The 25,370-nt window shown below is 61.2% G+C and carries 18 protein-coding genes; 7 read left to right on the forward strand and 11 right to left on the reverse strand.

Annotation, left to right across the window (positions count from 1 at the left end; translation table 11 throughout):
* Positions 1–2 precede the first annotated feature (2 nt).
* The 8 genes from BM026_RS23380 to BM026_RS23415 all read right to left on the reverse strand — a co-directional run bounded on the left by BM026_RS23380 (position 3) and on the right by BM026_RS23415 (position 13,680).
* On the reverse strand, positions 3–1,418 hold the full coding sequence (locus tag BM026_RS23380) for an efflux transporter outer membrane subunit (protein WP_093530244.1): 1,416 nt from the start codon (positions 1,416–1,418) through the stop codon (positions 3–5).
* A complete protein-coding gene (locus BM026_RS23385) occupies positions 1,415–4,594 on the reverse strand; it encodes an efflux RND transporter permease subunit (protein WP_071488416.1) in 3,180 nt (1,059 codons plus the stop codon). The genes BM026_RS23380 and BM026_RS23385 overlap by 4 nt, the downstream gene beginning before the upstream one ends.
* A gap of 15 nt (positions 4,595–4,609) precedes the next feature.
* Positions 4,610–5,851 (reverse strand): multidrug efflux RND transporter periplasmic adaptor subunit MexE, encoded by a 1,242-nt coding sequence (gene mexE, locus BM026_RS23390; protein WP_071488457.1) that lies wholly within the window; start codon positions 5,849–5,851, stop codon positions 4,610–4,612.
* A gap of 293 nt (positions 5,852–6,144) precedes the next feature.
* The gene (locus BM026_RS23395) at positions 6,145–7,758 is read right to left on the reverse strand and encodes a dipeptide ABC transporter ATP-binding protein (protein ID WP_093530246.1); all 1,614 of its coding nucleotides are present in this window, start codon (positions 7,756–7,758) and stop codon (positions 6,145–6,147) included.
* Positions 7,755–8,654, reverse strand: coding sequence for an ABC transporter permease (locus tag BM026_RS23400; protein WP_093513208.1), 900 nt, complete (start codon positions 8,652–8,654; stop codon positions 7,755–7,757). Before BM026_RS23400 ends, BM026_RS23395 begins: the two co-directional genes overlap by 4 nt.
* 3 nt (positions 8,655–8,657) lie before the next feature.
* Positions 8,658–9,608, reverse strand: a complete 951-nt coding sequence (locus BM026_RS23405; protein WP_093120951.1) for an ABC transporter permease — start codon at positions 9,606–9,608, stop codon at positions 8,658–8,660.
* Positions 9,605–11,215 carry an ABC transporter substrate-binding protein gene (locus BM026_RS23410; protein ID WP_175507971.1) on the reverse strand — a complete coding sequence of 537 codons (1,611 nt, stop codon included), beginning with the start codon at positions 11,213–11,215 and terminating at the stop codon, positions 9,605–9,607. Before BM026_RS23410 ends, BM026_RS23405 begins: the two co-directional genes overlap by 4 nt.
* Before the next feature lie 44 nt (positions 11,216–11,259).
* Positions 11,260–13,680 carry a TonB-dependent receptor plug domain-containing protein gene (locus BM026_RS23415; RefSeq protein WP_093513211.1) on the reverse strand — a complete coding sequence of 807 codons (2,421 nt, stop codon included), beginning with the start codon at positions 13,678–13,680 and terminating at the stop codon, positions 11,260–11,262.
* 238 nt (positions 13,681–13,918) lie between these two features.
* Between BM026_RS23415 and BM026_RS23420 the strand changes: the two genes are divergently transcribed.
* Complete coding sequence (locus tag BM026_RS23420) at positions 13,919–14,380, forward strand: anti-virulence regulator CigR family protein (RefSeq protein ID WP_093530250.1); 462 nt, start codon at positions 13,919–13,921, stop codon at positions 14,378–14,380.
* Positions 14,381–14,505: 125 nt separating this feature from the next.
* Here BM026_RS23420 and BM026_RS23425 read toward each other — a convergent pair whose 3' ends face one another.
* A complete protein-coding gene (locus BM026_RS23425) occupies positions 14,506–14,922 on the reverse strand; it encodes a VOC family protein (protein ID WP_093530252.1) in 417 nt (138 codons plus the stop codon).
* A 148-nt stretch (positions 14,923–15,070) separates the two neighbouring features.
* Here BM026_RS23425 and BM026_RS29230 point away from each other — a divergent pair, with 148 nt between their 5' ends.
* Both BM026_RS29230 and BM026_RS23435 read left to right on the forward strand, forming a co-directional pair.
* Positions 15,071–15,529: a hypothetical protein gene (locus BM026_RS29230; RefSeq protein ID WP_175507966.1), complete on the forward strand. Its 459-nt coding sequence runs from the start codon at positions 15,071–15,073 to the stop codon at positions 15,527–15,529.
* A 184-nt stretch (positions 15,530–15,713) separates the two neighbouring features.
* Positions 15,714–16,574: a LysR family transcriptional regulator gene (locus tag BM026_RS23435; protein ID WP_092250113.1), complete on the forward strand. Its 861-nt coding sequence runs from the start codon at positions 15,714–15,716 to the stop codon at positions 16,572–16,574.
* A 1-nt stretch (position 16,575) separates the two neighbouring features.
* Here the strand turns inward: BM026_RS23435 and BM026_RS23440 are convergent, their stop codons facing one another.
* A complete protein-coding gene (locus tag BM026_RS23440; RefSeq protein ID WP_093530254.1) occupies positions 16,576–18,033 on the reverse strand; it encodes an MFS transporter in 1,458 nt (485 codons plus the stop codon).
* A 222-nt stretch (positions 18,034–18,255) separates the two neighbouring features.
* Here BM026_RS23440 and BM026_RS23445 point away from each other — a divergent pair, with 222 nt between their 5' ends.
* Positions 18,256–19,014 carry an SDR family oxidoreductase gene (locus BM026_RS23445; RefSeq protein ID WP_093120958.1) on the forward strand — a complete coding sequence of 253 codons (759 nt, stop codon included), beginning with the start codon at positions 18,256–18,258 and terminating at the stop codon, positions 19,012–19,014.
* A 573-nt stretch (positions 19,015–19,587) separates the two neighbouring features.
* Here the strand turns inward: BM026_RS23445 and BM026_RS23455 are convergent.
* Complete coding sequence (locus tag BM026_RS23455; protein ID WP_028616088.1) at positions 19,588–20,502, reverse strand: LysR family transcriptional regulator; 915 nt, start codon at positions 20,500–20,502, stop codon at positions 19,588–19,590.
* Positions 20,503–20,749: 247 nt separating this feature from the next.
* Here BM026_RS23455 and BM026_RS23460 point away from each other — a divergent pair, with 247 nt between their 5' ends.
* The 3 genes from BM026_RS23460 to BM026_RS23475 all read left to right on the forward strand — a co-directional run bounded on the left by BM026_RS23460 (position 20,750) and on the right by BM026_RS23475 (position 25,304).
* Positions 20,750–21,772, forward strand: coding sequence for a zinc-dependent alcohol dehydrogenase family protein (locus BM026_RS23460; RefSeq protein WP_071495692.1), 1,023 nt, complete (start codon positions 20,750–20,752; stop codon positions 21,770–21,772).
* Between the two features lie 704 nt (positions 21,773–22,476).
* Positions 22,477–23,901: a hypothetical protein gene (locus BM026_RS23470; protein WP_092243390.1), complete on the forward strand. Its 1,425-nt coding sequence runs from the start codon at positions 22,477–22,479 to the stop codon at positions 23,899–23,901.
* A complete protein-coding gene (locus BM026_RS23475; protein ID WP_093530256.1) occupies positions 23,898–25,304 on the forward strand; it encodes an aminotransferase-like domain-containing protein in 1,407 nt (468 codons plus the stop codon). Before BM026_RS23470 ends, BM026_RS23475 begins: the two co-directional genes overlap by 4 nt.
* Positions 25,305–25,370 lie beyond the last annotated feature (66 nt).

Below are 25,370 nucleotides of genomic sequence, written 5' to 3' on the forward strand. Positions count from 1 at the left end.
CCTCACTTGGCGCTGGCGACCACCGTGTCCGGCTGCCAGCCCCCCCCCAGAGCCTTGTAGATCGCGACGATGCCGCGATACAGGTCCACTTCGGCCTGGGCCTGGGAATCTTCGGCGGCCAGGCGCTCGCGTTGCGCGTCCAGCAGCACCAGGAAGTCCACGGTGCCTTCGCGGTAGCGGATCGCGGCCAGGTCGGCGGCGGCGCGGCTGGATTCGCTTTGGCGGATCAGCGAAACCAGGCGTTGCTGACGCTTGCCGTAGTCGCTGAAGGCGTTCTCGGACTCTTCCAGGGCCAGCAGCACTTGCTGCTCGTAGGTCGCCAGGGCACCATCCGCTTCGGCATCGGCGCCGCGCAAACGGGCGCGCACGCTGCCCAGGTCGAAGGCGGCCCAGGTGATGCTCGGGCCGAGGGCCCAGGCATTCGCGGCGGACGAGCCGATCTGGGAACCGCGCCCGGCGGTAAAGCCGAGGAAGCCGCTGAGGCTGACCCGTGGGAAGAGGTCGGCCTTGGCCACGCCGATACGCGCAGTGGCGGCGGCCAGTTTGCGTTCGGCGCTGAGGATGTCCGGGCGACGTTGCAGCAGTTGCCCCGGATCGCCAATCGGCAAGGCCTTGGCAATCGCCGGCAGGTCTTTCGGGCTCAGGTCGACTGTCAATTTGTCGGGACGCTGGCCGAGAAGGGTAGCGATGCGGTTACGCTCGCGCACTTGCTCGGCCTGCAGTTGCGGCACGCTGGCTTCGACCGCGGCGAGGCGTGCGTCGGCACGCTCCACGTCGAGCTGGTCGCCCACACCGGCATCGCGCAGGCTGACCGTGATGGTGCGCGATTCCTGCTGGTTCTTCAGGTTGTCCAAAGCAATGCGTTCACGCAGTTGCGCACCACGCAGCTGACCGTAGGCATCCACCAGTTCGGCAATCATGGTGACTTGCAACTGGTACAAGTCAGCCTCGGCGGCTTGCTGGTCGGCGTCGGTGGCTTCCAGGTTGCGCTGGATGCGACCGAACAGGTCCAGTTCCCAGGCCATGTCCAGACCGAGGTCGTAACGCTCACTGTTGACACGCTTGGTGGTCTGGCCCGGGATTTGACCCTTGGCCAGGTCACTGCTGGCGCGGCTGGTGATGGTCGGCATCGCGTCATTGCTGGCGTCATCGCGGATCGCTCGGGCCGCCCGCAGACGGGCAAAAGCGACGCGCAAATCACGGTTGCCTTGCAGCGATTGGGTCACCAACTGGTTGAGGGTCGGGTCTTCGAACTGCTGCCACCAAATGCCTTCGAACTTGGCGTGGTCATACTTTTTGGCGTCGGCAGCGGCCGTGATATTGGCCGCCTCCGGAGTCTGGGCTTTGTAGTCCGGGCCCACGGCACAGGCGCTCAGCGCCAGGACCAGCAAGCTCGGCAGGAATACTTTCACACTCATTGCTGTGTCTCCAGCTTCAAGGCCTTGGCCGCTTTGCGCGCTTCGCTGCGCTCCACAGAGCGACGGATCAGTACGTAGAACACTGGCGTCAGCAACAGACCGAAGAAGGTCACACCGATCATCCCGGAGAACACCGCCACGCCCATGGCATGACGCATCTCGGCACCGGCACCGCTGGACAACACCAGGGGTACCACACCCATGATGAAAGCGAACGAGGTCATCAGGATCGGCCGCAGACGCAGACGGCAGGCTTCCAGTACCGCAGCGAGCGGGTCGAGGCCTTCTGCCTGTTTATCCTTGGCGAACTCGACGATCAGAATCGCGTTCTTGCACGCCAGGCCCACCAGTACGATCAAGCCGATCTGGGTAAAGATGTTGTTGTCACCGCCCGAGATGATCACCCCGGTAATCGCCGACAACAGGGTCATCGGTACGATCAGGATCACCGCCAATGGCAGGCTCCAGCTTTCGTATTGGGCGGCCAGTACCAGGAACGCCAGCAGTACGCAGAGCGGGAACACGAACAGCGCGGTGTTGCCCGAGAGGATTTGCTGATAGGTCAGGTCGGTCCACTCGTAGGTCATGCCGTTGGGCAGTTCGTCTTTCAGCAGTTTCTCGATGGCCGCCTGAGCCTGGCCCGAACTGTAGCCCGGTGCAGCGTTGCCATTGATTTCGGCGGTGATAAAGCCGTTGTAGTGCATCACGCGGTCCGGGCCCGAGGTGTCGCTGACCTTGATGAAGGTCGCCAACGGGATCATTTCGCCTTTGTTGTTGCGCACTTTCAGTTGGCCGATCTGGTCTTCATCGAGGCGGAACTGTTGCTCAGCCTGCACGTTGACCTGGTAGGTCCGGCCGAAGCGGTTGAAGTCGTTGGCATACAACGAACCCAGGTAGATCTGCAGGGTGTCGAAGATGTCGCTGATCGCCACGCCGTGGGTCTTGGCCTTTTCACGGTCGATGGCGGCATCGACCTGGGGCACGTTGACCGTGTAGCTAGTGAACAGGCCGAACAGTTCCGGTGTGGTACGGCTCTTGGTGATGATGTTCTGCACTTCTTTGTACAGCTCGTCGTAACCCAGGTTGCCCCGGTCTTCGATCTGCAGGCGGAAGCCGCCGATCGTACCCAGGCCCTGTACCGGCGGCGGTGGGAAGATCGCCATGTAGGCTTCCTGGATGCTGCTGTACTTGCCGTTCAAGGCACCGGCAATCGCGCCGGCGGACATGCTCGGGTCTTTACGCTCGTCGAACGGCTTCAAGGTCACGAACACGATGCCGCTGTTCGGGCTGTTGGTGAAACCGTTGATCGACAGGCCCGGGAAGGCCACGGCGGCTTCCACGCCCGGTTGTTTCAGGGCGATGTCGGACATGCGCTTGATCACGTCCTCGGTACGGTCCAGGCTCGCGGCGTCCGGCAGTTGGGCGAAGGCCACCAGGTATTGCTTGTCCTGGGCCGGTACGAAACCGGTTGGCGTGTGGGCAAAGCCCAGCCAGGTCAGGACCATCAGGCCGGCATACAGGAACAGCGCGATACCACTGCCACGGATCACCCGGCGTACGGTACCGACGTAGCCATGGCTGGCCTTGTCGAAGAAGCGGTTGAACGGTTTGAACAACCAGCCACCCAGCAACTTGTCGAGGAACTTGGAGAACCCATCCTTCGGCGCGTTATGGCTCTTGAGCAACACCGCCGCCAGGGCAGGGGACAAGGTCAGCGAGTTGAACGCCGAGATCACCGTCGAGATCGCAATGGTCAAGGCGAACTGCTTGTAGAACTGCCCGGTCAAGCCGCTGATGAATGCCGCGGGCACGAACACCGCACACAGCACCAACGCAGTGGCGATGATCGGGCCGGTCACTTCGCTCATGGCTTTTTCAGTGGCCGGGAAGGGGTCCAGGCCCAGCTCGATGTTCCGCTCGACGTTCTCCACCACCACGATGGCGTCGTCCACCACGATACCGATGGCCAGTACCAGGCCGAACAGCGACAGCGCGTTGAGCGAGAAACCGAACAGGTGCATTACCGCAAACGTACCGATCAACGATACCGGCACCGCCACCAGCGGAATGATCGAGGCGCGCCAGGTCTGCAGGAACAGGATCACCACCAGCACAACCAGGATCAGCGCTTCGAACAGGGTATGCACCACCGCTTCGATGGAGCCACGCACAAAGATGGTCGGGTCATAGACGATGCTGTAGTCCATGCCTTGCGGGAAGCTCTTTTTCAGCTCTTCCATCTTGCCGCGCACTTCGTTGGAGATCTCGATGGCGTTGGAGCCAGGGCGCTGGAAGATCGGGATGGCCACGGCCGGCTGGTTGTTGAGCAACGAGCGCAGGGCGTATTGACTGGAACCCAGCTCCACCCGAGCGATGTCTTTCAACCGCGTGATTTCACCGTTGGCGCCGGAGCGAATGATGATGTTCTCGAACTCTTCCTCGGTCACCAGGCGACCCTGGGTGTTCACCGACAACTGGAACGCGGTGGCGGTCGGCGCGGGTTGCGCACCCAGGGCACCGGCGGCCACTTGACGGTTCTGCTCGCGGATCGCGGTCACTACATCAGTCGCAGTCAGGTTGCGCGAAGCGGTCTTGTTCGGGTCCAGCCATACACGCAGGGAGTAGTCGCCCATGCCGAACAGCTGCACGTCACCCACACCGCCGAGGCGCGCCAACTCATCCTTCACGTTGAGCAAGGCGTAGTTGGACAGGTAGAGCATGTCGTAGCGCTGATCCGGAGAGGTCAAGTGCACCACCATGGTCAGGTCGGGGGAGGCCTTGTCCACGGTGATACCGATGCGCGTCACTTCCTCAGGCAGTTTCGGCTGAGTCCGGGTCACACGGTTTTGCACTTGCACCTGCGCGTTGTCCAGGTCGGTGCCCAGGGCGAAGGTGATGGTCAGGGTCAGCTTGCCGTCGGCGGTCGACTGCGAGGACATGTACAACATGTTCTCGACGCCGGTGATCGCCTGCTCGAGAGGTGCTGCCACGGTTTCACCGATGACCTTGGGGTTGGCGCCCGGGAAGTTGGCGCGTACCACTACGGTCGGCGGCACCACTTCCGGGTATTCGCTGATCGGCAATTGGAACAGCGAGATCGCACCAGCGATCAGGATCAACAGTGAGAGCACTGCTGCGAAGATCGGCCGCGAAATGAAGAACTTGGAAAAATTCATCTTGAGTCGTTTCCCTTAACCGCGTGGAGCTGCAACGGCTGCGAGCTTGGGCGCGGTTTTTTCCGGCGCCACTTGCTCCAGGTTGCTGGCTTCAAGTGCTTGTCGTTGTTGGGCCAAGGCGGCGAGGGTTTCCTTGCTGGCCATCGGAATGGTTTCCGGGGCGACCGGCGACCCTGGGCGCACACGCTGCAGACCCTTGACGATAATGGTGTCGTCCTTGTTCAGGCCGCTGCGCACGATGCGCAAACCTTCGATCTTCGGCCCCAGTTCCACTGCGCGGTAGGCCGGCTTGTCGCCTTCCATCACCAGCACGAACTTCTTGCCCAGGTCGGTGCCCACGGCTTCATCGTTGATCAGCACGGCAGAGTAGGTGCCGCTGCCGACCAGCTTCAGGCGGGCGTACAGGCCAGGGGTGTATTCGCCCTTGCTGTTGTCGAACACGGCGCGACCACGGATGGTGCCAGTGGCCGGGTTGACCTGGTTGTCGACGAAGTTCATCTGGCCCAGGTGCGGGTTGCCGGTTTCGTTGGACAGGCCCAGGTACACCGGAGTGGTGGCGCCACGACGGCCTTGGCGGGCCAGCTCGGTGTATTTGAGGAACACCCGCTCATCGGCGTCGAAGTAGGCGTAGACCTTGTCGGTGGAAACCACGCTGGTCAGCGCGGTGACGTCGGCGGTCACCAGGTTGCCGGCGGTGATTTCGGCACGGCTGACGCGGCCGCTGATCGGCGAAGTCACGCGGGTGAAGCTCAGGTTCAGCTTGGCCAGGTCCAGCTGCGCCTGGATCCCTGCGACGGCGGCGCGGGCTTCCTGGGCGGCGGTGGTGCGCGAGTCGGCCAGTTCAGCGGAGATCGCATTGCTCTGGCGCAGGCGTTCGCCACGTTGCGCTTCGTTATCGCTGCGGGTCGCGGCAGCTTTGGTTTGGGCAAGCTGGGCTTCAAGGCGACGCACTTCGGCCTGGAACGGACGCGGGTCGATCTGGAACAGCAGGTCGCCTTTCTTCACCAGCGCGCCTTCGGTGAAGGCCACCTGGTCGATCTGGCCGGACACGCGCGGACGGATCTGCACGGTTTCCGGGGCTTCCAGGCGACCGGTGAATTCATCCCACTCGTTGACCGGTTGTTCCAGCACCTTGGCCACGCTGACTTTGGCAGCTGGCATGGCGGCCGCTTGTTCCGGCGTTTTGCCGCACGCGCTCATCACCACTACCGCCAAAATGGCCAAGGGGAAGCGCAAATGTTTGAGTGACTGTTCCATGAGGTGCATCCGCCAATGTATTTGAGATGGGCGGATCATGCGCGGCGCTGTGCTATGTCACGAATCGAATGAAGCAAAGGTAACTATCATTCGGAATGATATAAGCGCGAGATTAGCCCTCTAGCATGGGGGTTTCGTTAGGGGGCTATCAATAGGCGTGATGACAAAGGTCTTTTGCCTGGGCTGTAAAGACAGTCGCGGAATATCCCTGGAGAGCCCGACGGTCGGGGGCGCGATGCTCGGGGATCGCGCCGTTGCCGACAACTGTTTCGTGTGGCACTGCGATACAGGTCTCACGCGGCGCTCGCAATGACCTGCCGGCCAGGGATGGCCGCAATCAATTCCCGCGTGTACTCGCTGGCCGGCCGATGGAAGATCTGCTCCACCGAGCCCTGCTCGATCACCCGGCCATTGCGCAACACCAGCACCTCATGGGCAAAGTTGGCCACCACCGACAGGTCGTGGGACACCAGTACATACGCGATACCCATCTCCCGTTGCAGCTCTTCCAGCAGCTCAAGGATGTGCGCCTGCACCGACACATCCAGCGCGCTCACTGGCTCGTCGAGCAACAACAGGTCAGGTTTCAACGCCAGGGCCCTGGCGATGGCGACGCGTTGGCACTGGCCGCCGGACAGCTCTCGCGGCAGCCGATCCAGGTAGCTGACCGGTAAATGCACGCGGCTGATCAACTCCCGGGCCGCCTGTTCCAGCGCGGCGCCCTTGAGCCGCCCGAAGGACACCAGGGGTTCGACGATGCTGTCGAACACGGTGAAGCGTGGGTCCAGGGCGGCGAACGGGTTCTGTTGCACCAGTTGCAGGCGTTGGCGCAGTGGGCGGAAGTCGCGCCAGTTCAGGTGGGTGACGTCCTGTTGCTCGAACCAGACCTGGCCCTGGGTCGGTTTTTCCAGGCCGAGTGCGATGCGCAGCGCGGTGCTCTTGCCCGAGCCGGACTCACCGACGATGGCCAGGGTCTGGCCGGGGTACACCTGCAGGTTGAGGTCCTCGAGGGCCACGAACGTTGATTCTTCGCCCTTGACCTTGGGCAGCGCAAATGTCTTGCCGACGTTTTGCAGGCTCAGGATCGGGGCCTGGGCCGAGTCAATGCGCGGCAAGGGCTCGCGCCGTTTGGCAAACGCCGGAGCGGCGGCAATCAGTGCCCGGGTGTAATCGTGTTGTGGCGCGCCAAGGATCCGACCTGGCGTGCCCTGTTCGACCACTTCACCGTGTTGCATCACCAGGATCCGGTCGGCGCGGTCGGCGGCCACACCGAGGTCATGGGTGATGATCAACAGCGAAATCCCCCGTTCACTCACCAGGCGTTGCAAGTGGTCGAGGATCTTGCGCTGCACCGTCACGTCGAGGGCACTGGTGGGTTCGTCGGCGATGATCAAGCGCGGGTTGCCCGCCAGGGCAATGGCAATCAGCACGCGTTGGCGCATGCCGCCGGAGAGTTCATGAGGGTACTGGCGCGCACGCAGTACGGGCTTGTCGATGCCCACCTGTTGCAGCAGTTCGACAATGTCCGCATCGACGCCAGGGTAGCGTTTGCCCCTGGCCAGGATCAGCGCCTCGGCGATCTGCTGGCCCACGCGCAGGGTCGGGTTGAGGCTGACCATCGGGTCCTGGGGCACCAGGCCGATGGTGCGGCCGCGCAATGCGCGCTTTTGGCGTTCACTGGCGTGGGTCAGGTCGTGGCCATCTACCCACAGCTGGCCGGCGGTGATCTGCGCACTGTCCGGCAATAGACCGAGGATAGCGTTGGCCAGGGTCGATTTACCGGAGCCGGACTCGCCGACAATCGCCACGGTTTCGCCCTGGGCGATGTTCAGTGACAGGCGATTGACCGCCGTGTGGCCGTGCCGATAGCTGACGCTGAGTTGACGAACATCTACTAGAGCGCTCATCGCTGGATCTCCTCGAAGGTGCGGGCGATATGGTTGAGGCTGAACACCACGGCCACCAGGAACAGGCCGGGCAGCAGGGAAACCCAGGGAGCGGTGATCAGGAAGTGTCGACCGTTGGCGATCAGGGTGCCCCATTCCGCAGCTGGTGGCGCGGCGCCGAAACCGAGAAAGCTCAGGCCAGCGGTGGCCAGGATCGCGGCGCCGAAGTCCAGGGTCGCCAGCACGGCCACCGGCCCCCATGCGTTAGGCAGGATGTGCCGCAGCAAGGTGCGCCCCCAACTGGCACCGCCCAGGCGCGCGGCCTCGACGTAGGGCAGGGTCTTGACCCGCAGCACCTCGGCGCGGGTGGTGCGGGCAAACCCCGGAATAATGCCGATGCCCACGGCAATCGCCACCGGCACCGTGCCGAAGCCGATGGCCGTGACAATCGCCAGGGCCAGCAGCAGGCCGGGCAGGGCCAGCAGTACATCGACAAAGCGCATGATCACCGCGTCGATGCGCCCCCCGGCAAAACCCGACAGGATGCCCAGGCCCAGCCCGCCCAAGAGGGCGATGCCCACCGCAAGGAACGCCGCCAGGACCGATAGGCCGGCGCCATGCACCACCCGCGTATAGAGGTCGCGTCCCAGCTCATCGGTGCCAAACCAGTGGATCAGGTTGGGCGCGCGCAGTTTGTCGACGGGCGAGGTGGCGTAAGGATCGAAGCTGCTCAACACGTGCGGCGCCACAGCCGCCACCCATGCAAACACCACCACCAGCAGCGCCAGGCTGAACCCCGGTCGTCGCAACAGGGGCAACACCGTCGCCGCCACGCGTTGCAGGCGGCTGCGGCGGCGCCACGGCGCAGGGCTGGCCGGGAGGGGATTGCGGCCCAGGTTCTGCTCAAGGACAGTCATGGTCTAGGACACCTTTGGGATGTGGGAGATGCGCGGGTCGAACCACGGGTACAACAGGTCGACCAACAGGTTTACAAGGACAAAAGCCGCCGCCGATACCGAAACGATCGCGAGCACTACCGGAATGTCCTGGCGCAGCACCGCTTCCTGGGCCAGGCGGCCAATGCCGGAGCGCGCGAAGATGGTCTCCACCAACACCGCGCCCGACACGGTGTTGCCCACCTGCAAGCCGATCAGGGTGAGAATCGGCAGCGCCGCATTCTTGAACCCATGCCGCGCCTGCACCTGGCCACGGCTCAGGCCCTTGGCGTAGGCGGTGGTGATATAGGACTCTTTCCAGACCCCCTGGAAACTGCGTTGCAGCACCTGGGCGTATACCGCCGCACTCGGAATCGCCAGGGTAATCGCCGGCAGCACCAGGCTTTCCAGGCCCCGGCTGCCGGTGGCAGGGAACCAGCCGAGGCCGAAGGCAAACACCTGGATCAGCAACAGCCCCATCCAGAACACCGGCACCGAAAAGCCCAGGGACGGCAGGCGTGCCAGCGCTTTCTTCAGCGGTTGCCAACGGATGTAGGCGGTCAGGTAGGCCAGGCCGATTCCGCCGAGCAACGACAACACGATGGCCAGGCCCGCCAGGGACAGGGTCTGCGGCAGGCGTTCGGCAAGCAACTCGGCCACCGGGCGATTCAGTGAAAGCGACTGCCCGAAATCCCCCCGCAACGCCCCCGACAGCAGATCGACATACTGCTCGAACAGGCCTTTATCCAGGCCGTAGTAGGCCCGCGCCTTGGCCAGGTCCTCGACCGACAGCGCGTCGGCCTCCATGCCCGACGCGCTCAGCATGATCGACAAGGTGTCGCCCGGCAGCAGATACAGAATGAAATAGGTGATGCTGTAGGCCCCCCACAGCACCAGCAGCGCCTGGCCGATGCGGCCGATCAGGTAGCGGCTCATGGCGTGCCGATCTCGATATCACCCAGCAGCGCGAAGCCTTCGGCGGTCCAGCGGAAGTTTTTTACCTTGGGCGAGGTCGCCGCCTGCCACACGCGCTCATACACCGGGAACGCGGAGCTTTCATCGATGAGTAAATCCTGCAGGCTGCCGTAGGCGGCAGCGCGTTGCGGGGCTTGGGTGGCCGTGATGCCGGCGTCGAACAAGCCCTTGGCCTTTTCCAGCACCGCCGGTTCATAGGTGTTGGTGGCCAGCGTGGAACTGTTGGCGCTGCGTGGATCGAGGATGGTCTGCAGGATGATCGGGTCGGCACGGGTCATGTAGTTGATGGTCAGGTCATAGTTGCCCGCCGAGTTGTTGGCGACCCACTCGGCGCGGGTGACCACGCTGAGTTTCAACTCGATGCCGACCTTGCGCAGTTGGTCCTGGATCAGCACGTCGCCCGCGGTCTCGGCCGGGGTGATGTTGTAGCTCAGGCTCAGGCGCTTGCCGTTCTTTTGCCGGTAACCATCCGCACCCTTGGTCCAGCCGGCTTGCTCCAGCAGTTGCTCGGCGCCTGCCGGGTCATAGGCCAGCTTGGCACCCTGGCTTTTGAAGTACGGCGTGGTCACATCGAAGATGCCGTCCACCACCGGGAACTCAGCGTTGTAGACGGTGCCGGCGTAGCTCTTGCGGTCGAGGGCCTTTTGCAGCGCCAGGCGCACGTGCCGGTCGGCCAGGATCCGCTCGCCACGGGTATTGGGGTACAGGTTCAGCGCCGGCCCCGGCAGCGAACGGCTCTGAATGGTCGCGCCCTTGGACTGGAACAGCTTCAGGTCGACCTCCGAGAACGGGTTGCGCGGCCACAGGATGTCGGCCTTGCCTTGCAGGAACAGGCCGTTGCGCACGCTTTCTTCGGGGATGTAGCTGATGTCCACCGCGTCCAGGTGCGCTTCACCCTGGTTTTTCATATTGGCCGAGGCCCAGGCGTAGCCCTTGCGCTTGGTCAGGTGCGCACCGACTTCCGGCGTGTAGCTGGCCAGTACGAACGGCCCGGTGCCGATGATCTTGCCCAGGGAGCGTTCCTTCACGCTCAGCGCGTAGGAAGCCGGCGCGAGGATCGCCAGGTTGGTGGTGGAGGTAGCTTGCAGGAAACCCGCATTGGGCTTGGACAGCACCAGCTTGACGGTGAAGTCGTCCACCACCTCGGCGTGGTCGAAGCCTGCCAGGTAGGTGGCGCCGAAGGTGGCCGGCAATTCGGTGGCCAGTGCCTTGTCGCTGTCGAAGGCGGTTTTCACCGCCTTGGCGTCGAAGCGCTCGCCGTTGCTGAAGGTCACGTCCTCACGCAGGTGGAAGGTATAGGTCAGGGCGTCGTCACTCACTTCCCAGCGTTTGGCCAGCCACGGAATGATCTGGCCGGTCTGCGGGTCCTGGTCGGTCAGGGACTCGGCCACGTTGCGCAGCAGCACGCGGTGCTCCAGCCAATACACCTGGAACGGATCGACGCTGACCAGGGTGGTGTTATCGCCGAAAAACGCGATGTTCAGGGTCTTGCCCGCCTGGGTGTCATGCCCGGGCGAGCAGGCGGCAAGGCTCAGCGCCAGGGCGCAGGGGGCCAGCAGACGGCTCATCAAGTTGGCGGTATTCAATGGTGTGCCCTCATGTGGCGTGTGGATCAGAAGTCGTAGGCGAGCTTGGTGTACCAGTAGCCGCCGCCGGGGTAGAACGGCGGGTTGCCGTAGGCCGCGAGGCCGAGGTTGCTGTACACCGCGTGTTTGTCGGGGCGCACGTCGAAGATATTGGTGCCGCCGATGCTCACGGTGAGGCTGTCGACGAAGGTGTAGCTGACGTCCAGGTCGGTGATCCATTTGGCGCCGAAGCTGCGGTCGCCCGTCGGGTTGACGGCCAGGGTCTTGACCGCGCCGTAGCGCGCGGTTTGCAGGTTGACGGCCAGGTCCCGCACCTTCCAGTTGGCACCCAGGATCCACTTGGTCTTGGGAGAGGCGTCGGTCAGGTCGCCTTCGCGGTCGCGGCCGACCAGGGTCACGCCTGAGCCTGCCAGTGCCGCCGGCGTATCGCGAGTGCCTTCAATCGTGGTCTTGTTCCAGTTGAAGCCCAGGCTCCAGCGCACATCGCCCCAGGCCTCCAGCGGCGTGGTGTGGTCGGCCACCACGTCCAGGCCCCTGGTGCGGGTGTCGAAGGCGTTGGTGTAGTAGTTGACCCAGGTACCGGTGGGTACGCCCTGGGCGGCGAGAATGGCGTTGATCGCTCCGTTGCCACGGTCGTAGATATTGCTGGTCAGGGCGATGCGGTCATCGATGTCGATCAGGTAGGCGTCGGCGGTGACGCTGGTGCGTGGCGCCGGCTGCCAGGTCAGGCCCAGCCCCAGGTTGCGCGATTTCTCCGGCTTGAGGTCATCGCCGCCCAGCGCCTTGGCCAGGTTGCTGCCGGACGGCGTCAGGCGCGTCACGGCCGGCACCACGTTGCCGTTCACATCGGTCGCCACGCGGTTGTCGGCCACGGTGTAGCCGATCTGGGTCAGGGAGGGTGCGCGGAAACCGGTGCCCACTGTGCCGCGCACGGCCACGCTGTCGGTGAGTTCGTAGCGTGAGTTCACTTTCAGGCCGAAGGTGTTGCCCGAGTCATCGTCGTAGTGCTCGACCCGCCCGGCGACGTCGAGGAACCAGCGGTCCGTGAGATCGAAACCCAGGTCCAGGTAACCGGCGTAGTTGTTGCGGATCAGGCTGACTTCATCTTCCGGACGAATCGTCACCGCCGCTTGTGCGCCCGATGCGGCGGGGTAGGTGCCGGTGATATAGGCCTCGCGCTCGCCGGCAAACGTACTGAAATGTTCCCAGCGGTGTTCCAGGCCGGCGGAGACCTGCACCGGCGGCGTCAGGTTGAACAGGCTGTCGTAGCGGCGGGTGAAGTCCAGGTTGTTGACCCACTGCTCGAAGCGGAAGGTCGCCAGGTTGTCGAATTTGGTCGGCGACGCGGTGCCCAGCGACGGGTTGATATTCAGGTCGCTGGAGTGGTGCACGTTGTTGCGCCCGTAGGTGGTGCTCAGGTCCCAGTTCCAGTCGGCCACCAGGCCCTTGCCGCCGAACAGCAACTGGTAGTCGCGGTCCTTGATGTTGTTGAGCGGGAAGTAACCGTCGGGAAACACCTCGGGCACTGCGGCGGTGCCAGTCGGCAGGCGAAAGTAGTTGGCGGCCTCGGCATCGCGTTCGCCGTAGGTGGAGAACGAATACAGTGTCAGGTCTTCCAGCGGCAGTTCGGCGTTGTAGGCCAGGTTGAAGGCCTTGAGGTCCGGGTCGCCGTTCTTGATCGCCACCCGGTCCCAGGCCGCTTCCTTGGCTGGGTCAGCGAACGCTCGCACGCTGCTGTCGGCCTTGTCGTTCCACGATGCGCTGCCACGTTTGCGCGCATCGGCGGAGAAGTGAAAGAAGCCGCCCTGGCCCAGTTCGAAGCCCTGGTCGCCCGCGACCTTGATGGTCTCGCCCTGGCCGGAATACAACTGACCGTAGCTGGTCTCCAGGTGGCCGCCGCTCTTCCCGGACTTGAGGATGATATTGATCACGCCAGCGACTGCATCGGAACCGTACTGCGCGGCAGCGCTGTCCTTGAGCACCTCGATATGGTCTACCGCGCTGACCGGGATCAGGTCGATGTCCACCGCATTCGCACCGCTGTTATCGATGGAACCGCGCTGGCCGGTGGCGCCGTTATGCCGGCGTTTACCGTTGACCAGCACCAGGGTGTAGGCCGGCCCCAGGCTACGGTTGCTCAGCGGGCGGGTCACCGAGTTATAGCCGGCGATGTTGGTGCCGAAGTTGAACGACGGCAGCAGTTTGGCGATGGCTTCGGACAACTCGGCGCGGCCGGTCTTGAGCAACTGGTCGCTGTTGATCACATCGATCGGCGCCGGGCTGTCGGCCACCGTGCGTTGCTGGCCACGCAGACCGGTGGAAATCACAGTGACGGTGTCGAGCTTGGCGTCTTCGGCAAAAGAGGGTGCTGCAGTCAGGAGCAGGGAGCCGGTCAGGAGTGAAAGAGGTAATTTCTTGAGGGGCGTGGGGAAGGCGATGTCGGGCATGGAGGTAACCTGGAGGGTGTGGATGCGTCCTCCGCCAGGTATGGGGTCGGTCTGTGAAATGAAGATATATCTATAAAAAACCTTGTGGAAAGTCTTTTTTGGAATAAGCTAATTATCAGTTAATATTATTTATATCTGAAATAAAATTACCTATTTTTATTATGTGAAAAACAGGCGCGCTGCTTATCGCCAATGTCGACTACATTCCAGGGGAGGTTCCCTTACGGAGAAGACGATCATGTTCAAACCCCGCACGCTGGCGGTTGCTGTTACGTGCCTCGCTTTGGTCCTGGGCCCAGTGGCGGCGGTGGCCGACCCTGGCAACGGCAAGGGCCAGGGTTCCGCAAAGGGTAACGCGCAAGGCGTCCAGGGTCATGGCAACCAGGGCCATAAGGGCAAAGGCGCAGACGCCGATGATAGGGGGCACGGCCCCAGTATCGACCGTGGCGGCATCCTGGGGGTGCTTGGTGGCTATCGTGACTATTGGAGCCCAGGCCCATCACTGCCGCCTGGCATACAGAAGAAGTTAGCGCGAGGCAAACCGCTGCCTCCAGGCATTGCCAAGAAGCTCGATGGGCGCCTGCTGGGCAGGCTGCCGCATTATGACGGCTACGAATGGCAGCAGGCGGGCACCGATCTGATCCTCGTGGCTATTGCTTCCGGCCTTATTTATGAGGTGCTCGAGGGGGCTTTCGATTAGGGCGCTGGAGCCTGACGGTGGGGGCGCCGTAACGCGGTCGAACAGATTGAATTTACCGGGAAGGGTGCGTGCACAAGTTCACTGGCACAGTCGGATGATGACTCAGGCTCGACGCTTTCCAGCCATCAAGCCTGCACCGCTGGGCCTTTCAACTCGATCTGATTATCATCAGGATCATTGAGATACATCGATAACCCGGTTCCCTCCGCGCCATACCGCATCACGGCTGCTTCAGCGGATACCCCGGCCGCCGCCAGGTGCTGGAGAATGGCGTGTTCATCGAACGGCTCGACTCGCAGGCAAACGTGATCGACATTGTGTCTTTGCTTGCCTGCCGGCTGTCCACCCTGACGCCCGATCGGCCCGTTCACATCAACCAGGTCAATCATGGATGTGCCAGCGCTCAGGTGAATCATGCCGAGGTCGTCACGGCGTTTTTTGACATCACACCCCAGCACGGATGTGTAGAACGCCAGGCTGCGCTCAATGTCCTTGACCCGCAAGACAACGTGATCGATACGTTGAAGGGTAAAACTGCGCATTTCCATCACTCCTGATTCTTGCCGTTGTCGAATGGGACAGTGTTCAGGGTAGCCGTGTTCAGGGTAGCCGCAGTTTGTCTTATGTTTCTGCCTCGCATTGCCAAATACACCTGCCGGGTCAGGCACACTGAGCGGCAACGAGTCTGTGATGCGCATCGCCTCGGACCTCGGATACGCCAACGCCAGCGGGAGCTATCCGAATTCCTTGCCCGATTCAAAGTTACATGCCTGGCAATCAGAGATCATAAACTCCGTAAAGAATATGCCTGAGGGATCGGCCAAAGCAGCCGCGGAGAGTGCACTCAAGGCTGGCAGGGGCGAAGGCTGGATAATCAATGGCCGCAATAGGCTAGAGGCAGATAACGTGAAAGAGTGGTCGTCGCTGTGCAGATCGAAGGCGGGTGCGACCTACCGTCAGATAAAAGAGGCGCTTGGCGCTCTTGGTTCTGACAGGTTAATGGAGTACGCCTCTTATCGTGTTATGTCTGACGGTGCATTTGTTCATAAAGGCTTGGAAAGCGCATCGGCTGTTTATTATTTTCGGTCGCATGACATTGCTGATGATGAGATGCCTTACGCGATACTGTGGAAGCTTTTCAGTGTTTGATTTAATGAACGTCAGGGTCCTGCGGTCAGGTTGAAGGGGTCGTACGCGACTCCCGAAAGTCGACATTTGCAGTCCCCGGTTGGTGTTTCAACGAAGGTGTATGCAGAGCAGTATGTCGGGCCTGAGATTGCTACGGCAGTGCCATCGCTGCACTCTCACTGTTCTTTTTTGTACGGGGTAACGCATGGACTGGAGTGATGTGCGGGTCTTTCTCGCGATTGCCCGCAGCGGGTCGCTGGGCGCTGCCGCCAAGCAGTTGGGTGTCAGCCATCCGACCGTGGGGCGACGCTTGCAGGTGCTTGAGCAGTCCAGTGGCCAACCCATTTTCCTGCGTACCACCCAGGGTCTGGTTCTGACCGACAGCGGAGAAAAGCTGCTCAGTCTGGCGCAGGAAATGGAGCAAAGTGCCTTGGCAATCGAAAGGCGCCTTGCGGGGGACAGCGCACAGCCAGAAGGTGTGTTGCGCATTTCTTGCGCCGACTGGTTCGCCTGTTATGTGCTGGCCCCGGTCCTGAATGAACTGGGACGACGTTATCCGCTGATCGTGCCCGAGGTCATCGCAGGACATCGATTGTTTGACCTGGCTCGTCGCGATGCCGACATTGCCTTTCGGATCGTTCCTTTCACCGAACCCGATATTGTCCACCGCAAACTGACTACCTTGAGCTACGGGTTATACGCGGCCGTCGGATCCGCTGACCCCGAGCCGCAGGGCGACGGGGTGGGTTTGATCACCATGAGTGTTGCCCAGTCTCACTATCCCGATGTGCAATGGCTGCAGCAGCGTTACCCTCTGGCCCGTAAGGTGTTCACCAGTAGCAGCCGCACAGCCCAGGCGCACATGTGCGCGCAAGGGCAGGGTGTCGCCGTATTGCCTCGCGTCCTGGGCGACCAGTTGACGGCGCTGCGGCTGATTGATCCGCATGAACCGCCACCGGGTCGCGACATCTGGATGGGTTACCACCAGGACATGCGGCAGATGGACAGTCTTCGTGCCCTTGCCGACCTTGCCTCGAGCATGATCGGCTCGCAGCAGGGCCGATGATTCACTTTACTGGGCGCAGGGCTGCCGTTTGCAATTGCGCAGCCGGTTGGCGCGCCAGGCTTAGGCTGAGTCCCGCGCCCAAGGCCAGGCATGCCGCGATGCAGAGTATGGAAACGGTGAAGGCGTGAGTGATGGCGGCCGCGTCCGTATCCGTGCCCAGGAGGGTGTAGAAAATGCCGCCTATTATCGCCACGCTCAGTGATGTGCTGATTTGCAGGGTAGAACTGGCAATGCCCGCAATCATGCCGGAATACGCGGGCGCCACGCGTCCTGTGATCATTCGCATCAATGTCGGCAGGGCCAGTCCTTGTCCGAAACCGATCAGAAACAGAATGACGGCGAGGGGCAGCGCAGGGGGCGTGACGGCCATCGGTGTGTGCGTCACGAGCCAGGCCAGGAGCACGAACCCCAGCACCTCAAGCCCCATTCCGACGGGGTTCACGTAAGCCCCCAGGAAACGCCTGAATTGAGGGGTGGAAAGCGGGCCCAGCAAAAATCCCGCGCCAAAAGGAAGGAAGATCAGGCCTGCATTGAGTGGGCTCGTATGCAGCGCTCCCTGTAAATACATGGAAAACAGCAGGAAAAACACGCCGATCGCGTAGAAGGTCAGGGCGACGAGCAGTGCCCGGCCCAACCCAGGCGTGCGCAATGCGACAGGATCAAGCAACGGTGCGCCTTGCGCCTGGTGCAAACGGGCTTCGTAGCGCCAGAACAGCCAGCCCAGCAGCGGTACGGCCGCAAGCGACAGCCAGGCCCACAAGGGCCAGCCGGCTTCACGCCCTTCGATCAATGGAACGATCAGCGCCCCAAGGGTCGCCATGGACAGGACGGTTCCACCCAGATCCAGCTTGCTTGTCCGTTGCGCGCGGGTTTCCCTGACCACGGGAATGGCGATCAGAATGACCAGCAACGCAATCGGTAGATTAACCAGAAATATCGCCCGCCACCCCAAGCCCATCAAGTCGAGCGATATTAATATCCCGCCAAGTGCCTGGCCGGCTACTGACGCCAGCCCAAAGACCGCGCCATAGAGACTCAGCGCCAAGGGCTTTTCGGACTCGGGAAACATAGCCTGCGCAGAAGCGAGTGCCTGGGGCGCCATGACGGCTGCCGTCACGCCTTGCAGCGAACGTCCGGCGATCAACACCCAAGGTGACTCGGCGACGCCGCAGATCAGTGAGGCAACTGCGAAACCAACCAGGCCAAGGAAAAACATTCTCATGCGACCGTAGATATCACCCAGCCGTCCGCCGGTAATCAGTGTCACGGCATAAAGCGCCGCGTACGAGGAAATGATCAACTGTTCGGCGGAGGAGGCCGTGCCGAGCGATTGCTGGATCGAGGGCAGTGCCACGTTCACGATGAAAAAATCCAGCGGCGGTAAAAACGCACCGACCAATAAGATGGCGAACATCAACCAGCGCCGCGGTTCCGGTGGGGCGATTTTTGTCTGTGGCATAAGGTCTCCTGCCTGGAACCCTTCGGTTCCAGAATATTCACGATGGCGGGTCATGCCCCGAATCAATGGGGCCCAATCTAAACGATCAAACTTGGGCTGACGCCTCACAAAATTGAACGCCCAGCGTTCATTTATGGCAGTGCCGTCGAGTGCCTGATTCCTCTCAAAATGGCCGCACTGTGGTTCCAGTCGGTCCACACAAACGAGACTGAGGAGTCAGATATGTCAGGTAAATTCGCTGGTCAGGTAGCAGTGGTCACCGGCGCATCCACCGGGATCGGGTTTGCGATTGCGCAGGGTTTGATTGCAGAGGGCGCCAGGCGTGTTTACATCACTGGGCGTTCTGCAGCCACGCTGGAGGCTGCGGTGGCCAGGCTTGGCGATAGAGCGATCGCGGTTATTTCCGATGTCGCGCGCCAGGCCGATCTCGATCAGCTCAAGGCGACGATTGAGGGGCGCAACGATCAGTTGGACGCAGTGTTTGCCAACGCGGGTATTTGCGAAAAGAACCCGCTGGGCGAGACCACCGAGGCGGCGTACTTCAACCTCTTCGACATTAACGTGAAGGGCGTGTTTTTTACTGTTCAGACGTTGATGCCTTTGTTGAAAAACGGCGCTTCGATTGTGCTGACGGCGTCTATCTGCTCCAGCAATGGCATGGAAGGACTGAGTCTCTACAACGCATCCAAGGCTGCCGTGCGGTCCTTCGCCAGGACCTGGGCCAACGAACTCAAAGGCCGCAAGATCCGAACGAATGTCCTGAGCCCTGGCTTCACCCGCACTCCTTTGATGGACAACGGCTTGAAGATGAGCGAAAGCGACATTGCCGCGCTGCGCCACCATGTCGAGCAGATCACTCCGCTGGGATACATGGCCCAACCTGAAGAAATCGCCTCGTCAGCGCTGTTCCTCGCATCCGCCGATGCGAAATATGTCAACGGGGTGGAACTGATGGTCGACGGCGGGCTGTCGCAGATCTGACCTCCCGATCGAACCTGGTGCAACCCTTGCAGAGGGTTGCTTTTGTCGCTTTTGCGAAGCCCCCCGCAGGACACCTCAACATGAACAGTGAAGAATTGAACACCCGACTGGACGCCCTGGAGGTCGCGCCGCCATCGAGTCGCTGATCAGCGCCTACGCCAATGCCTTCGATCGCATCGACGTGTCGCTCCTGAGCGGAATCTGGCACGAAGAGTCGACACTGAAAAAGGCCCGGTCCAAGTCAGCGGGTTGTATCACGACAGGTTTGAACGTCGGGACGGAAAATGGGCGTTCCTGTCACGTCGTTTTGAACTGCATTTCCTGACACCGTTGAACGGCTGGGTACCCGTAGCGGGTGAGGAGAGGTTTGCACCAAGCGAAGATCAGAACATGAGTAAACTCAGAGAAGGTTGATTTGCGGAATGTTCAGGATGTGACAATCAACTTAACGAGCCAAAATTTGCCGCTGATTCGGTTTTGAACTCAGGGGATCCAGACAAGCTGCGGCGCACTGGGTTAGTCGGTCATGCATGTTATTAAAGGTTTTTTTTTGAAGCTTGATGGGGACTTCGATTACAAACTGTCGGGGTCCCCAAAAAACATCTGTATCCGCGACCGCAACCACCGCTCCCCCGGATCATTATCCTGCGACCCACGCCACGCCATATGCAGTTCAAACGAACGCACCGGCAACGGCGGATCCTCCGCCCGCAACCCACCCGCAGACGTCAATGCCTCTGCCGCATAATCCGGCACGGTCGCCAGGATGTCAGTACCCGCCAACAACGTCCCCAGCCCGTTGAACTGCGGCACCGCCAACACCACGTGACGTTTGCGGTCGAGCTTTTCCAACTCTTCATCGATAAAGCCGCTCAGGTCCCCGGCAAAGGACACCAGTGCGTGGGGCCGTGCGCAGAAGTCATCCAGGCTCAGGGAGCCCGGCACGCTGTCGGCACGCAGCAGTTTTGGCAGGCTGCGGCGCAGCACTTTGCGCTTGGCGTTGGCTGGCAGGTCGGCGGTGTAGCTGACGCCGATGGAGATTTCGCCGGAGGCCAGCAAGCCAGGCATCAGGATGTAATTGACGCGACGCACCACCAGCACGATGCCGGGCGCCTCGGCGCGCAGGCGTTTGAGCAGTTGGGGCAGCAGGGCGAATTCGACGTCGTCGGACAGGCCGATGCGGAACACCGCCGTGCTGGTGGCCGGGTCGAACTCGGCAGCACGGCTGACGGCGGTGGAGATCGAGTCCAGGGCCGGGGAGAGCAGGGCGAAGATTTCCACAGCCCGGGCCGACGGCTCCATGCTGCGGCCGGTGCGCACGAACAGCGGGTCATCAAACAGCCCGCGCAAGCGCGACAACGCCGCGCTGATGGCCGGCTGGCCGAGGAACAGTTTCTCGGCGGCGCGGGTCACGCTGCGCTCATGCATCAAGGTTTCGAATACGATCAAGAGGTTAAGGTCGACACGACGCAGGTCGTTACGGTTCATCTTGTGTCCTGGAAGAGTCAGCAAACTTGACGAGAGCAGCCATATAAGAAGAATGACCGGCATGAATCTTACGGGTAAAGGCTGTTACTCTGCACAGGAAAATTGAGTTTTCTTACAAGCTCTGGGGTCTATTACTCAGTTGCGGAATCAATGACAGGCATGTCGACTATTAATGGCGACCGGTGGTCTTACCCGCAAAGCCCAGATAGAGTTCATGGCATTAGAGGTTACTTTGACGAGGTTTGCGATGTCCCGCACGATCCGTTTTCACAAGTTTGGTCCGGCCGAGGTGCTCAAATGCGAAGAGCATGCAGCTGCGCAGCCCGCACCGGGCGAAGTGCAGGTGCGTGTCGAAGCGATTGGCATCAGCTGGTATGACATTCTGTGGCGCCAGAACCTGGCGTCTTCCCATGCACGCTTGCCGTCCGGCCTTGGCCATGAGATGGCAGGGGTTGTGGTCGCCGTCGGCGATGGCGTGGATGATTTGGCCGTGGGTGACAAAGTCGCCAGTTTTCCGGCTGAAAGCCCCAATGATTACCCGGTGTATGGCGAGCAGATCGTCCTGCCCCGTTCGGCCCTGACCCGCTATCCGGATGTCTTGAGCCCGATTGAAGCCAGCGTGCACTACACGCCGCTGCTGATTGCCTATTTTGCCTATGTGGATCTGGCTCGGGTCAAGCCTGGGCAGTTTGCCCTGGTCACCGATGCCAGTCACTGTGCCGGCCCTTCCTTTGTGCAACTGGGCAAGGCCCTGGGTGTACGGGTGATTGCCGCGACCAAGGACAGTGCGGAGCGCGAGTACCTGCTGTCCCTCGGTGCGGAGAAGGTCATCGTCACCGAAGAGCAGGACCTGCTCATGCAAATCAACAAGTTCACCGACAACCGCGGTGTCGACGTGGTGTTCGATGGCTTGGGCGGCCCGCAAATGTCGTTGCTCGGCGATGTGCTGGCACCGCGCGGCAGCCTGGTGCTGTATGGCTTGCAGGGCGGTAACCAGACGCCATTCCCCGCGTGTGCGGCGTTCCAGAAGAACATTCAGTTCTTTGTGCACTGCATTGGTAACTTCACCGGCAAACCCGAACTGGGCATCATCCAGGATCAGGTCGCTTTGCAGCGCGCCCTGCGGGATATCAACCAACTGACCGCCGATCGTGTGCTGGTGCCGCTGAAAACCACGGTGTTTCCCTTCAGCCAATTTGTGGAAGCGCACCGCTACATGGACGAATGCCCGTGCCGCGAACGCGTTGCGTTGCAGGTTGAAGCTGTTTAGGGCGTAGGAATATTCGTAAACAAGCTTTCCTGCCATCCGCCGCGTGAGGCAAATGCGCCATTTGACAGGACGGAACCTGCATCGCCCGCCAGGCGCCCAGCTGGCGCTTTAGCCCCTGAATCCGGCCTTCCTCTCTGACGCCGCCCTGAAATCCAGCGCGGCGTCTTTGTGTGCGTGTGATTAATACAGGCGCCGGTGCTTTATCTGCACTGGTTTTCGGCCAGGTTCTGTATCTATTAATCATTATTCCAGCACTGATAATTGCGCCTTAACTTTCATCTCAAGGACTGAGCAATGATTGAATATCCGACACTGCAATCGCGAGTGCTCGAAGCAGAGGCTGCTGCGCTTGTGTGGAATCAGGGAAGTAGATATATCCAGGACGAACCTCAATCCAATAAGTTGGAAAGTTTGCAGTTTTATTTGTCAGACACGTCTTTGATTGACTGGCTAAAGACGTGTAGGAAGTTGTCGGAATTTTCCTAGGTTTCCAGCTCGGCCTCGTTTGGGCCTAGATAAATAGAGGGGTGGAGGATTTCAAGGCTGGGCTGATACCCGGGAATCTCCGTGTCATTTTGTTGCTCGGTGCTACTGTTTATTTAGCGCTTCACAATGTGATGTGGAACTTTCTATGCGTGTAATAGATCGGGCAAACACGCTCAGTAGTTGCCCGAAACTGACATTTCAATTCAGGTAGTAGAACGATGAGCACTATTCACGAACAGGCTATGAATTATGTTTACCAGCAAGTTCTGCAGCGTTTGATCGGGCACTTTAATCGTGCGGAGCGAACAGCGCTTCAGTTGTTGGTCCAGCGAATTGTCGTGGCCGCGGGTGGCATGGAGCAGGTGGGGGAATACAAGGTGTTGATGGCCCATGGCGGAGGCGAAGTCAGCAGCTGTACCTTGGCATTGCTGCGTGCTGCACAGCTGACCATCGCCGGGCGAGCGCCACGAACCTTCAAGCTGCGGGTGGCAACGTTGCGCCATTCGGGCATGACCGAAAGCAGGCTCGACAGCCTCAATCAGGGTTACGGGCGCTTGTTCCTGCACGATGATCCGAGGGTTGAACTGCTGATGGTGGAGAACCAGGAAGTACTGCCCTTCAACCATCAACGGCCGGTCTCTGCCATGGGGCGAGAAACCAGCCAGCGCAACATGCTGATGATCGGGCACCTGAGTTCGGGAGATTGCCGTGCCACTTTGTGCAGCGACACGTATCTGGCACTCGGGGATTTCTACCAGCGCGTGACCACCTGGAATGGCGGGGTGCATGCCCTGGTCAGTGGTGATTCCCCGCGCAAGCAAGGGCAGTTTCTGGCCTGGCTGAAGAAAACAGCCCAGAGCGTCGGCGTTCCGATCGCCAGTACCTGGCCGTTGTCGCTTACCGGGTTGTTTGCGCGCATGGACGAGTGGAGCACCAGCTACTACCGCGAGGTGTACGGTGAACATTATGTCGCCAGTGCCAACCCCAGCAAGGCGGGTCACCGTCACCTGGCTTACATCAGCATTGCCGACCTGCTGGAGGACGTGGATACGCAAATGTCGCCGATATTGACTGAATTCATGGCGTTTGCTCCCGACCCGCTTGGATTTCATTTCAGCCATCCTGGCTACTCCAATCCTCTGATGATGGCTCATCTGCGTGGCTTGCAGGCCCGCTGCCTGCGAGACCTTGACTACGAAGAGGGGGTGCAAGGCTTTATCCGCCAGGCCTCGCAATTCCTGCGTCGCCAGCACCTGCCCGAGGAGTGGCTGGCGCAGGTTGGCATCGGTGAAGACGCTGCCCTGCCGAGTACCGCCGCGCAGCAGTTCTTTGGGCTGGATGAAACACAGTTAGTGTGCCTGCTGTTCTCGCCGTTTATCCACCATGGGGAGCGGCTGGAAGGTTATTTGCGTCAATGCCACCCTGGCATGCTGGTGGCCTTGCCTGAGCTGCACAAGGTTCTGCAGGGCAAGCAATCGGCTGACATGTTGCAACAGTGGGTCAGCGACACCAGTGGCCTGCCGATGCCCTTGTTGCAGCACCTCTATCGCAAGCGTCCGGTGCCGGGCGCGAGTGGGAAATCGCGCAATGCAAGCGTCATGGACCATGGCAACACGCCTGCTTGCCAATTGTCCGGGCGATGACACTGCGCGGCGAGCGACAAGCCGACTTCACGTATCAGGCGGTCTACCGCTACATGATCAACCTGATCAACGAAGTCAGCACCGATACCCGTGTAAAGCTGCCATCGCTGCGGCAATTGGCGAGGCGCCTGAACGTATCGATCTCGACGATCCAATACGCCTACTCGCTGCTTGAGAAGGAGGGCAGAGTCTACTCGGTGGCCAAGTCGGGTTATTACGCCTGGCCGCTTTCATCAAGCACCATGGCTGGGGGCGGCGGCGATTTGCTTGACCGGCTCTACGCGGCGGCACGTAACCCCTGCATGGCGGTGTTCAGCGGCGATGAACCGGCGCTGCTGGCTTCGCTGGATGGGGCGCTGTTGCGCCTCGAACGGGAGCTGGTGCGCCAGTACCCGCGTCATCTGCAACCCTGGTCACAGCCGTGTGGCGTGTGGGAACTGCGTGCGGCACTGGCGGCGCGGTACACCTCGTCGCCCACGCGTTGCTGGCACGCCGACGACATCTACATCGGGGCCGACCTGCGCGGGGTGCTGGATATCCTGATTGAGGTGCTGGGCCTCAGGGGTACCACGGTGATCGTTGAATCCCCCTGTGACTGGCTGATTTTGCGCCTGTTCCAGGATTGCGCGGTGCGCATCATCGAGTTGCCCTGGACCCCGGAAGGGCGCCTGGACCTGACGACCCTTGACCAACTGTTGCGCGATGAGCCGGTGCACCTGGTATTGCTGTCGTCAAAGGTCAGCCTGCCATCAGGCAATGCCCTGCCTGCCCATGACCGTCTCAGCCTGGCACAGATGCTGGACCGGTACGGTTGCTGGCTGCTGGAAAACGACACCTTTGGCGAGCTGGGTTTCAAGGAACCCCAGGCGGCCCTGCGCGAGTGGGTGAACCCGGAGCGCCTGATGGTGTTTTCCTCGTTCGAGAAAATACTGGGGGCGGAAGCGCCCTACGGTTATCTGTTATCTCGGCGCATGAGCAGTGAGTTGCAGCGCCAGTTTCTGCTGCGCTCATTCCGCTTATCGTCGATCCGCCAGCGCGCCATTGCCCGCCTTTATCAGAGCGGGCGAATAGACCCGCACTTGCGGGCATTACGCCAACTACTGCAGGCACAAGCGGCTGAAATGAGCGGGCGCCTTGACCAGCATCTGGGGCAGCAGGTGAGTTATCGGATGCCGACTGCCGGGGCGGCGTTCTGGCTGGGCTCCACCCAGGCCGTCGACATGCGTCAGGTCTTCAAGCGCCTGCTTGCCCAGCAGGTCGTGATTGCACCCGGTGAGCTGTTCAGTGTCAGTGGGCTGCATCATCAGCACTTGCGCGTGAGCCATACCTTTCATGGGCAGCCCAACCTGGAGATCGCCTTGGCTGCCATAAGCGAGGCCCTGCGTCAGGCTCAAATGGGATGATTGCGTGAAGTTTCTCTTACTGCTGTGGGATCGATACCGTCGCGCAGTAGTCCAACTCTCAGTAAA

The sequence above is a fragment of the Pseudomonas sp. NFPP24 genome, from assembly GCF_900112095.1.
GTDB lineage: Bacteria > Pseudomonadota > Gammaproteobacteria > Pseudomonadales > Pseudomonadaceae > Aquipseudomonas > Aquipseudomonas extremorientalis.

Excerpts from the sequence above, each read along its gene's own strand:
- BM026_RS23380 (WP_093530244.1), bottom strand. The coding sequence starts at position 1,418 with ATGAGTGTGAAAGTATTCCTGCCGAGCTTGCTGGTCCTGGCGCTGAGC.
- BM026_RS23385 (WP_071488416.1), bottom strand. The coding sequence starts at position 4,594 with ATGAATTTTTCCAAGTTCTTCATTTCGCGGCCGATCTTCGCAGCAGTG.
- mexE (WP_071488457.1), bottom strand. The coding sequence starts at position 5,851 with ATGGAACAGTCACTCAAACATTTGCGCTTCCCCTTGGCCATTTTGGCG.
- BM026_RS23395 (WP_093530246.1), bottom strand. The coding sequence starts at position 7,758 with ATGAGCGCTCTAGTAGATGTTCGTCAACTCAGCGTCAGCTATCGGCAC.
- BM026_RS23400 (WP_093513208.1), bottom strand. The coding sequence starts at position 8,654 with ATGACTGTCCTTGAGCAGAACCTGGGCCGCAATCCCCTCCCGGCCAGC.
- BM026_RS23405 (WP_093120951.1), bottom strand. The coding sequence starts at position 9,608 with ATGAGCCGCTACCTGATCGGCCGCATCGGCCAGGCGCTGCTGGTGCTG.
- BM026_RS23410 (WP_175507971.1), bottom strand. The coding sequence starts at position 11,215 with ATGAGCCGTCTGCTGGCCCCCTGCGCCCTGGCGCTGAGCCTTGCCGCC.
- BM026_RS23415 (WP_093513211.1), bottom strand. The coding sequence starts at position 13,680 with ATGCCCGACATCGCCTTCCCCACGCCCCTCAAGAAATTACCTCTTTCA.
- BM026_RS23420 (WP_093530250.1), top strand. The coding sequence starts at position 13,919 with ATGTTCAAACCCCGCACGCTGGCGGTTGCTGTTACGTGCCTCGCTTTG.
- BM026_RS23425 (WP_093530252.1), bottom strand. The coding sequence starts at position 14,922 with ATGCGCAGTTTTACCCTTCAACGTATCGATCACGTTGTCTTGCGGGTC.
- BM026_RS29230 (WP_175507966.1), top strand. The coding sequence starts at position 15,071 with ATGCGCATCGCCTCGGACCTCGGATACGCCAACGCCAGCGGGAGCTAT.
- BM026_RS23435 (WP_092250113.1), top strand. The coding sequence starts at position 15,714 with ATGGACTGGAGTGATGTGCGGGTCTTTCTCGCGATTGCCCGCAGCGGG.
- BM026_RS23440 (WP_093530254.1), bottom strand. The coding sequence starts at position 18,033 with ATGCCACAGACAAAAATCGCCCCACCGGAACCGCGGCGCTGGTTGATG.
- BM026_RS23445 (WP_093120958.1), top strand. The coding sequence starts at position 18,256 with ATGTCAGGTAAATTCGCTGGTCAGGTAGCAGTGGTCACCGGCGCATCC.
- BM026_RS23455 (WP_028616088.1), bottom strand. The coding sequence starts at position 20,502 with ATGAACCGTAACGACCTGCGTCGTGTCGACCTTAACCTCTTGATCGTA.
- BM026_RS23460 (WP_071495692.1), top strand. The coding sequence starts at position 20,750 with ATGTCCCGCACGATCCGTTTTCACAAGTTTGGTCCGGCCGAGGTGCTC.
- BM026_RS23470 (WP_092243390.1), top strand. The coding sequence starts at position 22,477 with ATGAGCACTATTCACGAACAGGCTATGAATTATGTTTACCAGCAAGTT.
- BM026_RS23475 (WP_093530256.1), top strand. The coding sequence starts at position 23,898 with ATGACACTGCGCGGCGAGCGACAAGCCGACTTCACGTATCAGGCGGTC.